Raw genomic sequence first — 12,141 nt, 5'->3', positions numbered from 1 at the left:
GGTCGTCAGAGCGCGGTGGGAAGGGTCCGCCACAGGTACGGCCGGTCCGGGGCGGCCCGCAGCGCCTCCAGCACGGCCGGGTGCGGTACATCGTAGAGTACTGGATAGTCCATCTCGTTGCACTCTGCTCGTGGAATCCACGCCAGCCGCTCGCCTGCGACCGAGAACTGCGCGTCGATCCCCGGGATGTTGCCACGGGGGTCCTGCCGATGCCAGGCGCCACCCAGCCGCGCGGCCACCAGACCATGCACCATGAACCCGCTCGCGGGTGAGTCGCCGAGCGTCAGGCGCTGGTAGCACAGGGCGGCCGGGATCGACCCCGCGCGCAATAGGGCCGCGAGGGCGTGGGCCTTGGCGGAGCAGATTCCGGTGCGCTGGGCGAGCACGTCCGAGGCTCGCCAGGTGACGCGCATGTCCCCGACGTCGGCGCAGTGCGGAATGGTGTCGCGGATGTACTCGAAGGCAGCCTTGGCGTATATGTATGCATCGGTGGCGCCCGCACGCAGCCGGGCGGCGGTCTCGGCAACCAGCGGGTGCTCATGGTCGATGACCTCATCGGAGGCCAGATAAGCGGACAGTTCCGGGTTGTTCTGGATCATCTCCATGCCGCGTGAGCATAGAGATGCGGCCGACCGGAAAGCAATAGCTTTTCGGTCGACCGCATACTCATACATTCCTACCTGGCCAGCTCCTCCTTGAGCGCGGCAAGGAAGCCGTCCACGTCGTCCGCGGTGGTGTCGAACGAGCACATCCACCGCACGTCCCCGGCGGCCTCGTCCCAGAAGTAGAAGCGGTAGCGCTTCTGCAGCCGCTCACTCACGTCGTGTGGGAGCCGGGCGAAGACCGCGTTGGCCTGCACGGGGTAGAGGATCTCGACGCCGTCGACCGCGCGCACCCCGTCGGCCAGGCGCTGGGCCATCTCGTTGGCGTGGCGGGCGTTGCGCAGCCACAGGTCCTTGGCGAGCAGCGCCTCCAGCTGTACGGAGACGAAGCGCATCTTGGAGGCGAGCTGCATCGACAGCTTGCGCAGGTGCTTCATATGCCGCACGGCGTCCGGGTTGAGGACCACGACGGCCTCGCCGAAGACCATGCCGTTCTTGGTGCCACCGAAGGAGACGATGTCCACCCCGGCCCGGTTGGTGAAGGTGCGCATCGGGACGTCGAGTGAGGCCGCGGCGTTGGCTATCCGGGCACCGTCGAGGTGCACCTTCATCCCGCGCTCGTGGGCGTGGTCGCAGATCGCTCGGATCTCCTCGGGGGTGTACACGGTCCCGAGTTCGGTGTTCTGCGCGAGCGAGACGACCTGCGGCATGGCGCGGTGTTCGTCGTCCCAGCCGAACGCCTGACGGTCGATCAGCTCGGGGGTGAGCTTGCCGCCCGGCGTGGGTACGGTGAGCAGCTTCAGTCCGCCGACCCGCTCGGGCGCACCGCACTCGTCCACGTTGATGTGGGCGCTGTCGGCGCAGATGACGGCGCCCCAGCGGTCGGTGAGCGCTTGCAGGGCGGTGACGTTGGAGCCGGTGCCGTTGAAGACCGGGAACGCCTCGGCCGTACCGCCGAAGTGCCCGCGGATGATCTGCTGCAAATGCGCGGTGTAGTCGTCCTCACCGTAGGCGATCTGATGGCCGCCGTTAGCGAGGGCGAGCGCGGCCAGCACCTCGGGGTGCGCGCCAGCGTAGTTGTCGCTGGCGAAGCCCCGGATGTCCGGATCGTGATGCCGTCTCGCGTCGGTCTTCGGCGGATTCACGGCTTCTCGGTCAGCCACAGGCGGTTTCCGTTCACTTCCCCGGCGGGCCGCTCCCAGACTCCGGCGATGGCCTGGGCCAGCTCCTTGACGTCGGTGAAGCCCGCGAACTTCGCGTTGGGTCGCTCGGCGCGCATGGCGTCGTGGACCAGCGCCTTGACCACCAGGATGGTAGCCGCGGCGACCGGCCCGTCCTCGCCCCCCGCCTTGCGGAACGCGTCGCCCATCGCCAGCGTCCACGCCTCGGCGGCCGCCTTGGCCGCGGCGTAGGCCGCGTTGCCCGCGGTGGGCTTGCTCGCACCGGCCGCGCTGACCAGCACGTACCGGCCGCGGTCGCTGCGCTTGAGCCCCTCGTGGAAGGCCAGCGAGGTGTTCTGGACGGTACGGATCAGGAGGTTCTCGAGGAAGTCCCAGTCGGCGAGGTCCGTCTCGCCGAAGGTGGCGCTGCCGCGCCAGCCGCCGACCAGGTGCACCAGGCCATCGACGCGGCCGAACTCCTTCTCGGTGCGCATGGCCCAGTCCCGCGCCGCGGCCAGGTCCATCAGGTCGACGGTTTCACCCGTGACCGTAGCGCCGCCGTGCGCGTAGCGGGCCGCGTCCACGGCCTCCGCGAGCCGCTCGGCGTGCGCGTCGGACGCCACCACGGTGGCCCCCGCCTCCGCGAGCTGGAGCAGCGTGGCACGTCCCGCCGCGCCCGCTGCTCCCGCCACCGCGATCACCGCGCCGTTCAGCGCGCCATTGCCGTTGCCGTTCATGGTCGTCCTCACCTCCGGGCCGCGGGCGGTCATGCGGCTACTCGCTGGGCGTCGTCCGCGGTGATCCCCTTGGTGGCAGCGATCACGGCCTTGAGTTTCTTGGCGAGCGCCTCATAGAACATGCTCAACGGAAACTCGTCCGGAAGCACGTCGTCGACCAGCTTGCGCGGCGGCAGGGTCAGATCCAGGGCGTCCGGGCCCTTGGCCCAGCGCGATCCGGGGTGCGGGGCGAGGTACTGCGAGACCAGGTCGTAGGCGGCGAACCAGTGGACCAGCTTGGGGCGGTCGATACCCGCCCGGTAGAGGTCCTCGATGTCGGCGCAGAGCTGGTTGGTGACCTGCGGCGCCCGCTCCCAGTCGATCTTCAGAGTGTTGTCGGTCCAGCGAACCACGTCGTGCTTGTGGAGGTAGGCGAAGAGCAGCTGGCCGCCGAGTCCGTCGTAGTTGCGGTTGCGCTCGCCGGAGACGGGGAAGCGGAACATCCGGTCGAACAGCACCGCGTACTGCACGTCGCGGGCCTGCGGGACGCCGTCGGCCTCCAGCTTCACGGCCTCCTTGAAGGCGGTGAGGTCGCAGCGCAGCTCCTCCAGGCCGTACATCCAGAACGGCTGCCGCTGCTTGATCATGAAGGGGTCGAAGGGCAGGTCGCCGTGGCTGTGGGTGCGGTCGTGGACCATGTCCCACAGGACGAAGGCCTCCTGGCAGCGCCGCTGGTCGCCGACCATCTCGCGGATGTCGTCGGGCAGTTCGAGGCCCAGGATGTCCACGGAGGCCTCGGTGACCTTGCGGAAGCGGGCGGCTTCACGGTCACAGAAGATCCCACCCCAGGTGAACCGCTCGGGCGCTTCGCGCACGGCGATCGTCTCGGGGAAGAGCACCGCGGAGTGGGTGTCGTACCCGGCGGTGAAGTCCTCGAAGGTGATGCCGCAGAACAGCGGGTTGTCGTAGCGCGTACGCTCCAGCTCCGCCAGCCAGTCGGGCCACACCATGCGCAGGACGACGGCTTCGAGGTTGCGGTCCGGGTTGCCGTTCTGCGTGTACATGGGGAAGACGACCAGGTGCTGCCGTCCGTCCGCGCGCTGGGCGGCGGGCTGGAAGGCGAGCAGCGAGTCCAGGAAGTCGGGGATCTGGAAGCCGTCGTCCGCCCAGCGACGCAGGTCGCCGATGAGCGCCTGGTGGTAGGCGTCGTTGTGCGGAAGCAGCGGGGCGAGTTCCCGTACGGCGGCTATGACGCGCTCGACGGCGGCTTCGGCGGCGGACCGCTCGGGCGCGCCCTCCGCGTCGAAGTCGATCGAGCCGTCCTTGGACTGCCACGGCCGGATCTGCTCCACGGCATCCTTGAGCACGGGCCAGGCAGGATGCTCCACCACCCTCGCCGCGGGAGGAACGGTCTCCCCCGTAGTGGCCTGCACAAGAATTTCCGTCATAACACTTCCTCCACGAGAGAACCTCACGTAACCACACCGTATGCGCGTGAGGTTCTTCCCCACAAGTGGGGCCTGTGGAAATTATCCTGCGCCACCCCCTCCGCGACGGGAGTTTTTCCTGTCATCGCGGGGGGCCAAGGTGTCCTCTACCGCCGTGACCACGCCCACCAGCGCGGTACGGGCATCCTCCAGCAGCTCGGGGAACTCGAAGAAGCCGTGGAACATCCGCGGGAAGTGCCCCTCGGTGACCGGCACACCCGCCGCGCGCAGCTTCGCCGCGTAGGCCCGGCCCTCGTCGCAGAGCGGATCGCAGCCCGCGGTGACGATATGGGCGGGCGGCAGCCCGGTGAGGTCGGCACGCAGCGGTGAGACGTGCGGGTGGGCGGGGTCGCCCTGGGCGCCGAGGTACTGCTGGGCGAACCATTCCATCTGCGTGGAGGTCAGGAAGTAGCCGCTGGCGTTGCGAGTGCGCGAGAGCCCGGCGTACGTCATGTCGGTGGACGGGTAGACGAGGATCTGCAGGCCGATCGACGGGCCGCCGCCGTCCCGGGCGAGCTGCGCGACGACGGCCGCGAGGTTGCCGCCCGCACTGTCCCCCGCGACAGCCAGCGCGTCGGGGTCGCCGCCGAGCTCCGCCGTATGCGAGGCCGCCCAGCGGACGGCGGCTAGGGCATCCTGCACCGCGGCCGGGAACGGATGCTCGGGAGCCAGCCGGTAGCCCACCGACACCACGGCGGCGCCCGCGTCCCGGCAGAGCCTACGGGCGGTGCCGTCATGGCTGTCGAGGCCGCACAGGACCCAGCCGCCGCCATGGAAGAAGACCACGGTCGGCCGCGAGCGCGGCGCGTCGGTGCGGTCCAGCGCGTCGGCGGGGTTCAGCGCCTCGGCGCGGTCCGGCAGATAGATCCGTACGGGGATCGCCGGAGCCCCCTCGGGCCCGGGGATGGTCCGGTCCTCGACCGAGCCGACCTCCGGCGGCCGCCAGGGCGGCTCGGGAGCGGCGGCCAGGACCCGGCGGGCCTCGGCCGCGTCCGTGACGGTGTTCCCTACGTCAGGGAAGACGGAACTGATCAGGTCGACCAGACCCCGGACATCGGGGGCCAGCCGGTCGTCGGCCAGACTCATCGGACTTCCTCCTCGGCCGTGCGGAGGTGCGGGGCGACGTCGGACGGCGCGCCGTCGCACAGGGTACGGAGAAGGACTCGCGGACAACAGAGGGTTGTCACGCCTTGCCAGGGCTCGCCCACGGACGGGTGACGGAGCGGCGCGCGGGCGGCCAGGGCCGGTAGTACGGGCCTGGTCAGCCGCCGTCCACCGTTTGGAGTAATGCCCCGTGAGCACTCGCGCCGTCCTCGTCGCCGCCGTCATCACCGGGCTGATCCTCGGGATCGCCGGGGCCAGAGCGGAGCACTCCGCGCTGCCGCGGAAGCCGGAACCCGTCGCCGACCGCAGCCGATAGGGCTGCCGCGCGGCGACGACTTCTGCGGGGTGCGCGCGGGATTCTTACAGTGACGTGGCAGTGAGGCAGTGACCTGACAGCGACCTGAGATACCGGCTGTGATCCGCGTACAGAACAGAGGTCCGACCATGAGCCATACCGCCGCGCCCCCGGAAAGCCCGCCCACCGGACCGCTCGGGCAGCTGGCCCACAGCGCCTGGCAGGCCGTCCTGTTCGCCGGACTGGCGACGCTGGTGCTGGGCGTGCTGATCCTGGTCTGGCCCGGGGCGTCACTGGTCGTGGCGGGCGTGCTGTTCGGGCTCTATCTCCTGGTCAGCGGCATCTTGCAGGTGGTCGCCGCGTTCGGCACGCATGTGTCGACCGCGCTGCGGGTGATGGCGTTCATCAGCGGCGCGCTATCGATCCTGCTGGGGCTGTTCTGCTTCCGGGGCGCGATGCAGTCCATCCTGCTGCTGGCCCTGTGGATCGGTATCGGCTGGCTGTTCCGCGGGATCACCCAGACCGTCGCGGCGGCCTCCGATCCCGCGATGCCCGCGCGCGGCTGGCAGGTGGCGCTCGGAGTCATCAGCGCACTGGCGGGTGTCGTACTGATCACCTCGCCGCTGGACTCGGTCGCCGTTCTCACGCTGCTCTGCGGCTGGTGGCTGGTAGCCCTCGGCGTCATCGAGATCGTCACCGCGTTCCAGGTCCGCTCCCGCGCCCAGCGGATTCCGCCGGGCGCCTGAGCTGGTCAGCGGCGGGAGCCTGAACCGTCAGAAGCGGGAGCCTGGACCGTCAGAAGTGGTGTCTGAACCGTCAGAAGTGGGTGCCACCGTCCACGCGGACCTCAGTGCCGGTGATGAACCTGCCGTCCTCGGAACCGAGCATGGCGACCACACCCGCGACCGTCTCCGGGCCCGCCATGCCCCCACCGATGGCGGGGACCAGCTTGGCGAACAGCGACCAGTCGGTGTCCTCGGGCAGGCCCGGCCCCTTGCCCGTCGTCATGTCGGAGGCGATCGACCCCGGCGCGACGGACACCGCCCGGAGCCCCTGCTTGCTGTACTCGCTGGCGATGGCGTGGGTCATCGACTGGATGCCGCCCTTGGAGGCCGCGTACGCCGACATATACGGGTGCGCGAAGGACGCCGAGGTGGAGGAGAAGTTGACGACCACCGGCTCGTTGCCTTCGAGCAGTGCCGGAATCGCCTCACGGATCATCAGGAAAGTACCGGTGAGGTTCACGGCGATGATCTTGTTGAAGAGATCGAGCGTCGTCTTGTGGGTGTGCTCGGAGCGCAGGATTCCGGCGGCGTTCACCAGGACGTCCAGGCCACCCAGGGTGTCCACGGCGGCCGGCACACCGGCGGCGACGGACGCCTCGTCGGAGATGTCGAGCCGTGCGGTGCTCAGCCGCTCGGCGGTGCCGTCACCGACGGCCGTGTCGAAGGTGGCCTTCAGCCCCGCCTCGTTGACGTCCACGCCGACGACGTCACCGCCCTCGGCGAGTATCCGGTGGACGGTGGCCTGACCGATGCCCGAGCCCGCGCCGGTGATCAGTACGCGGCGGCCCGCATAGCGGTTCATGTGCTGTCTCCCACTGTCTGAACGTCTGAGCTCTCTGAGTTCGTTGAGCCCTCTGGGCGCCGGGGTGCCGACGCGGCCTACGCTTCGCACACAGTACGCCTAGGTGGCACGGTTTGCCATGGTGTCCAAACATGCACTCGCGGCATGCGCAGGCGTAGGCTTTCTCTGGTGAGCACCCTGACCGAGCGCCGCAAGGCGGCCACCCAGCTCGACATCGCGCACGCCGCCGCCGAGCTGTTCGTCGAGCGCGGCCCTGACGGCACCACCACCGAGGAGATCGCGCGGCGGGCGGGGGTCGCGCTGCGCACCTTCTACCGGTACTTCCGCAGCAAGCAGGACGCCGTCGGCCCGCTCCTCGCGGGCGGCGCCGACCGCTGGCGTGCCCTGCTCGCCGCGACCGAGCCGGGCACGTCCGCGCCCGAGGCCCTGGAGCGGGCCATCGCGCAGGCCCTGTCGGTGCCGGACGAGCAGGCCGCCGACGGGCTGCGCAGGACCCGTGGTCTGCTGCGCGCGGCCGAGCATGACCCGGCGCTGCGGGCGGTCTGGTACCGCGTCAACCAGGAGTCCGAGGACAAGCTCGTGCCCGTGGTGGCCGAGATCGCCGGTACGGACGCGGACCCGCTGGAGGTGCGCCTCGCGGCGGCCGCCGCGACAGACGCGATCCGTATCGCGCTGGAAGCCTGGGCCACGACGGACGCCGATGTCGAGGGCCCGGACTCGCCCGCCGCGCTGGCGGTGCGCTGTCTGCGGGAGCTCATGGGTGGCATGCGGCTGGTCGGGCTGGGCAAGGGGGCGGCCTAGGACGGGGAACCCGGCCGGGGGCGGGGCGGGGACGGGGACGGGGCGGGGACGGGTGAGTACAACGACGGGCGCGGGCCTTCGGTACCGCGCGGGCACTGGTTCGGCGAACCGCTTCATACGTACGTGAGCGTTGTCTTGCCTTCTCCCGCGTCCCTCGCCAAGCTGCTTGCGCAGCGGCTCGGGCGGGGACACAACTGGCGTCGACGGAAGCGAGTGAACCTTGAACTTCCTCACCATCGGTCATCGCGGAGTCATGGGCGTCGAGCCCGAGAACACGCTCCGCTCGTTTATCCGCGCGGAGCGGGCGGGTCTCGACCTCATCGAACTGGATCTGCACCTGAGCAAGGACGGCGCGCTCGTCGTCATGCACGACACCGAGGTGGACCGTACGACCAACGGCAGCGGCCCGATCGCCGAGAAGTCGCTCGCCGAACTCCGCGCGCTCGACGCGGGGCGCGGCGAGCGTATCCCCACCTTCGATGAGGTACTCGACGCCGTAAGGGCCCCGCTCCAGGCGGAGATCAAGGACATCGCGGCCGCCCGCGCGCTCGCCGAGGTGATGCGTGAGCGGGACCTCGTGTCACGGGTCGAGGTGCTGTCGTTCCATGACGAAGCGCTCGCCGAGATCTCCCGCCTGGTGCCGGACGTACGCACCGCGCTGGTCGCCAGCCGGTACGGGAACGAGGTGGTGGAGCGCGCCACGGCGGTCGGCGCCGCCACCCTGGTGCTGAACATCCGGCGGCTCACCCTGGAGACCGCGGAACTCGCCCGCAAGGCGGACCTGCGGATGATCGGCTGGGTGGTCAACACCCAGGACCAGCTGCGGCTGGCGCGCGCCCTCGAGCTCGACGGAGCGACGACCGACTACCCGGAGATCAAACGCACCGGCCGCTTCACCGCCTGACCGCTACTGATCGCTACTGACCGCAGTCGGCCGCTACTGACGTGTGGACTCCTGGTCCAGGGGCTTGATCAGGAGCTCGAACTCCAGGTCCGGCCGCTGCGGAACGCCGAAGCGCTCGTCGCCGTACGGGAAGGGGGTCAGCTGTCCCGTACGGCGGTAGCCTCGCCGCTCGTACCAGGCCACCAGCTCATGGCGTACGGAGATCACCGTCATCTGCATCTCGCTGACGCCCCACTCCTCGCGGACCGTGCGCTCCGCCGCCGCCAGGATCACCTTGCCGAGACCGGCGCCCTGCAGTTCGGGGCGTACCGCGAACATCCCGAAGTAGGCGGCCGTGCCACGGTGCTGGAGATGGCAGCAGGCGACGATCTGGCCGTCGCGCTCGACGGTCAGCAGGCGGCTGTCCGGCGCGCGGATCAGCTTCAGGACGCCTTCGGCGTCGGTGCGCTGGCCCTGGAGGATGTCCGCCTCCGTGGTCCAGCCCACCTTGCTGGCGTCACCGCGGTAGGCCGACTCGACGAGGGCGACGAGCGCGGCGGCGTCGGTCTCGCGGGCGGATCGGAAGCTGAGCTCTCCCCCGGCGCGTACGGCGCCTGCGGCGCCTGCGGCGTCTGTGGCGCTTGCGTCGGCTGCGGCGTGTGCGGCGGTGTCCATGCGGCACGCCCTTTCGGTCCCTGGTTCCTGCGGCTCGGGCGCCCCGAGCGTAACGCGACCCCGATAAAGTCGAGATCATGGTCCATGTACTGAGCAGCCGCGTGCTCCTGCGGCCCACCGATCCCGAGCGCAGCCGGGCCTTCTACGGCGAGGCCCTGGGACTCCCCGTGTACCGGGAGTTCGGAACCGGCCCTGAGCGCGGCACCGTGTACTTCCTCGGCGGGGGATTCCTGGAGGTGTCGGGGCGTGCCGACACCCCGCTGTCGCCGGACACCAGACTGTGGCTCCAGGTCGCGGACGTCACCGCCGCGCACGAGGAGCTCCAGGCGCGTGGGGTGCGGGTGCTGCGGCCTCCGCTGCGCGAGCCGTGGGGTCTGGTGGAGATGTGGATCGCCGATCCCGACGGCTGCGAGATCGTGCTGGTGGAGGTCCCCGCGGACCATCCGCTGCGGTACCGGCCGGGCATCTGACGACGCCCCCTCGCGCTCCCCGCGTACATCGATGCGCCGCGTACGCCTCGATGAGGACGGGAATCGACCTGTCGACACCGTCGATCCGTCGACACCGTCGATCGGGGAGGCCCGCGATGCACGGACCGGCGCTCGCCGGCTGGTTGATGGTCGCGCTCTGCGCGGCCACCGGGGCGTACTGCCTGCTGCGGATGCGTAGTTCGGTCGCTCAGCAGCGTGAATCGGCGGGCGGTGAGGCGCTGATGGGGTTCGGCATGGCGGTGATGGCCGTACCAGCCGCGGTGCTCGGACCTCCTCGGTGGGCCTGGGCCGGATACGCGATCGTCTTCGGCGGCGCCGCGCTGCGCGCGCTGTGGTCAGCGGCACATGGCTCCGCGCGCCACCCACACCACCACCTCCACCACCCGCACCACCTGCACCACCTGCACCACCTGGTCGGCACGCTCGCCATGGTCTACATGGCCGTGGCGATGGCCGTGACACCGGGCGCGCACGCCGGGCACACCAGCGCCGGGGTGCCGCTGCTCACGGGCGTCCTGCTGCTGTACTTCGGCGGCTATGTGCTGCGGTCGGGGGCACGGCTGATGCCGGCCGCGGCCTCCGTGACCGAGGGTGGTGGCGCTCCCCCGGCGGCGGCCTGGGGCGACCGCGTTGAGCTGGCGACCGCGTGCAGGCTGTCGATGGGGATCGCGATGGTCGCGATGCTCCTGACCATGTGAGGGGATCAGGGCGCGGGCAGCCCGGGGATGGCGCAGCGCGTAGGCGGCCATGGCGCGGCCTGCCTCCCGCGGGCTGTGCTGAACATTGCGGTACCACTGCGAGCCGGGACCGAAGCCGGAGGCCAGGTGGTAGGCGCCGGTGGCCGGGACCCGTCCTGTGACCTCCAGGGCGACCTGGCGGGCTTGCCGCTACTGCGTCCGGTGTGGGTGAGCAGCAGCACGCGACGGCCCAGCAGGGCGCCCACGTGCCAGCGGTACAGCAGGATGGGCGCGCGGGCGAGCAGGCGCCGCCAGCCGGTCGGGGAGGGTGTCGGCCTGGTCTTACGGGGAATGAGGTCCTCCGGTTAGTCGCGTGCGGGGCGGCTCCGACACGTGCTGGGAGGCCCCGACGGCGTGCGAGGCATCCAGTCCCAGCGTCGGCGATCCGGCCGGAAGGGCATCCCGGCGCGGGTGTGGTCGGCACGCGGCGCACGGCCCGCCACCGTGGCATGCGTCACTTGACCGCGCAGGCCATACCGCCCGGTAGCCCGACCCTCATAGTCTGGACCCATGTTGGTCCCTGCCGCCCTGCTGCTGCTCGGCGTTCTGACCGCCGCCTTTGCTCCTCGTCTGCTCGCCCGGGCCGATTGGCCGGAGCGCGAGCCCGTGGTCGCCCTGTGGGTGTGGCAGTGCGTTGTGGCCGCCGTCCTGCTGTGCTGCGCCCTGTCGATGACGTTGAGCGCCGCCGCTGCCTGGCACGCGGTACGTGGCAGGGTGTTCGCACCGGCCCCGCAGGGTGTGGTCGAGGCGTACGCGCTGGGGACCACGGGGCCCTGGGCCGCGGCGACCGCGCTGACGCTGGCCGGTGGCGGCGTGTGGACCGCCGCGATGCTGACCCGCGAGATCGCCCGGGCCCGCACCAGGCGTCGGCAGCGGCGGGCCGAACTGCTGGTGCGCTCCCCGCTGCTGCCTGGCGAGGAGCCGGGTCCCGACCGGCTGGTCGTCCTTGAGGGCGAGCGTCCGGATGCCTGGTGGCTGCCGGGCAGCACCCCCCAACTGGTCATCACCACCGCCGCGTTGCGCCGCCTGAAGGGGCGGCAGCTGGATGCGGTGCTCGCCCATGAGCAGGGGCACGCGGAGGCCCGGCATGACTGGCTGCTGCACTGCTCGGGCGCGCTGGCGAACGGCTTCCCGCAGGTGCCGGTGTTCGCCGCGTTCCAGGCCGAGATGCACCGGCTGGTCGAGCTGGCCGCCGACGACGTCGCTTCACGCCGCTTCGGCCGCCTGACGATCGCGCTGGCGCTGGTGGAACTCAACGAGGACCGCGGCGTGTTCGGTCCCTGCCCGACCTCACACGCACAGGTCCCGCAACGGGTACACCGCCTGCTGGCGGCCGCCCCACGACTGACAGCCGGGCACAGGCTACGCCTGACGGCGACGGCGGCCCTGGTCCCCGCGATCCCGCTCCTGGTGACCTTCGTACCGGGACTCACGGCCCTGGGATAACCCCCGCTCACCCCCCCCGTGCCCCAGCTGCTGACCGCCGCGTGGAGTACGGAGATGCCTTCGCAGCCCGCTGGGCGCGGAAGCGTTGCCCGCTTTGGACGATCCCCCGTGCCGCCCAAAGCGGACAACAGCCCCGCTCAGAGCCCGGACCAAGGGC

Annotated in this window: 14 protein-coding genes; 7 read left to right on the top strand and 7 right to left on the bottom strand. The window is 70.8% G+C overall.

The features are described 5' to 3' along the window. Positions 1-5 precede the first annotated feature (5 nt). From GCN81_RS12280 to GCN81_RS12260, 5 genes are all read right to left on the bottom strand, one after another. Positions 6-605, bottom strand: a complete 600-nt coding sequence (locus GCN81_RS12280) for a transglutaminase-like domain-containing protein (protein ID WP_156724583.1) — start codon at positions 603-605, stop codon at positions 6-8. Positions 606-676: 71 nt separating this feature from the next. After that, positions 677-1,747, bottom strand: coding sequence for a threonine aldolase family protein (locus tag GCN81_RS12275; protein WP_156724630.1), 1,071 nt, complete (start codon positions 1,745-1,747; stop codon positions 677-679). Continuing rightward, positions 1,744-2,499 carry an SDR family NAD(P)-dependent oxidoreductase gene (locus GCN81_RS12270; RefSeq protein ID WP_156724629.1) on the bottom strand — a complete coding sequence of 252 codons (756 nt, stop codon included), beginning with the start codon at positions 2,497-2,499 and terminating at the stop codon, positions 1,744-1,746. Before GCN81_RS12270 ends, GCN81_RS12275 begins: the two co-directional genes overlap by 4 nt. Positions 2,500-2,528: 29 nt before the next feature. After that, positions 2,529-3,926 (bottom strand): DUF6421 family protein, encoded by a 1,398-nt coding sequence (locus GCN81_RS12265; RefSeq protein ID WP_156724582.1) that lies wholly within the window; start codon positions 3,924-3,926, stop codon positions 2,529-2,531. Between the two features lie 81 nt (positions 3,927-4,007). Then, positions 4,008-5,051, bottom strand: coding sequence for an alpha/beta hydrolase (locus tag GCN81_RS12260; RefSeq protein ID WP_156724581.1), 1,044 nt, complete (start codon positions 5,049-5,051; stop codon positions 4,008-4,010). Between the two features lie 208 nt (positions 5,052-5,259). Here GCN81_RS12260 and GCN81_RS32715 point away from each other — a divergent pair, with 208 nt between their 5' ends. Next, on the top strand, positions 5,260-5,385 hold the full coding sequence (locus GCN81_RS32715) for a hypothetical protein (protein WP_267904576.1): 126 nt from the start codon (positions 5,260-5,262) through the stop codon (positions 5,383-5,385). Positions 5,386-5,513: 128 nt separating this feature from the next. Further along, positions 5,514-6,110 (top strand): HdeD family acid-resistance protein, encoded by a 597-nt coding sequence (locus GCN81_RS12255; protein WP_156724580.1) that lies wholly within the window; start codon positions 5,514-5,516, stop codon positions 6,108-6,110. 70 nt (positions 6,111-6,180) lie between these two features. Here GCN81_RS12255 and GCN81_RS12250 read toward each other — a convergent pair whose 3' ends face one another. Continuing rightward, positions 6,181-6,951, bottom strand: coding sequence for an SDR family NAD(P)-dependent oxidoreductase (locus tag GCN81_RS12250; protein ID WP_156724579.1), 771 nt, complete (start codon positions 6,949-6,951; stop codon positions 6,181-6,183). Positions 6,952-7,095: 144 nt separating this feature from the next. Between GCN81_RS12250 and GCN81_RS12245 the strand changes: the two genes are divergently transcribed. Next, on the top strand, positions 7,096-7,752 hold the full coding sequence (locus tag GCN81_RS12245; RefSeq protein ID WP_156724578.1) for a TetR family transcriptional regulator: 657 nt from the start codon (positions 7,096-7,098) through the stop codon (positions 7,750-7,752). Between the two features lie 220 nt (positions 7,753-7,972). Further along, positions 7,973-8,656: a glycerophosphodiester phosphodiesterase gene (locus GCN81_RS12240; protein WP_156724577.1), complete on the top strand. Its 684-nt coding sequence runs from the start codon at positions 7,973-7,975 to the stop codon at positions 8,654-8,656. Between the two features lie 33 nt (positions 8,657-8,689). On the opposite strand, the gene GCN81_RS12235 is transcribed toward GCN81_RS12240, so the two are convergent. Next, the gene (locus GCN81_RS12235) at positions 8,690-9,310 is read right to left on the bottom strand and encodes a GNAT family N-acetyltransferase (protein WP_156724576.1); all 621 of its coding nucleotides are present in this window, start codon (positions 9,308-9,310) and stop codon (positions 8,690-8,692) included. Positions 9,311-9,387: 77 nt separating this feature from the next. On the opposite strand from GCN81_RS12235, the gene GCN81_RS12230 reads away from it, so the two are divergent. The 3 genes from GCN81_RS12230 (at position 9,388) to GCN81_RS12220 (ending at position 11,984) form a co-directional block, all read left to right on the top strand. After that, positions 9,388-9,780, top strand: coding sequence for a VOC family protein (locus tag GCN81_RS12230; RefSeq protein WP_156724575.1), 393 nt, complete (start codon positions 9,388-9,390; stop codon positions 9,778-9,780). 116 nt (positions 9,781-9,896) lie between these two features. Then, positions 9,897-10,499: a DUF5134 domain-containing protein gene (locus GCN81_RS12225; RefSeq protein ID WP_156724574.1), complete on the top strand. Its 603-nt coding sequence runs from the start codon at positions 9,897-9,899 to the stop codon at positions 10,497-10,499. 549 nt (positions 10,500-11,048) lie between these two features. Beyond that, positions 11,049-11,984 carry a M56 family metallopeptidase gene (locus GCN81_RS12220; protein WP_156724573.1) on the top strand — a complete coding sequence of 312 codons (936 nt, stop codon included), beginning with the start codon at positions 11,049-11,051 and terminating at the stop codon, positions 11,982-11,984. Positions 11,985-12,141: the final 157 nt, after the last annotated feature.

Source organism: Streptomyces apocyni (genome assembly GCF_009739465.1).
Taxonomy (GTDB): domain Bacteria; phylum Actinomycetota; class Actinomycetes; order Streptomycetales; family Streptomycetaceae; genus Streptomyces; species Streptomyces apocyni.
The sequence above is the reverse complement of the archived record's forward strand: the minus strand, read 5'-3'. Positions and strand labels throughout refer to the sequence as shown.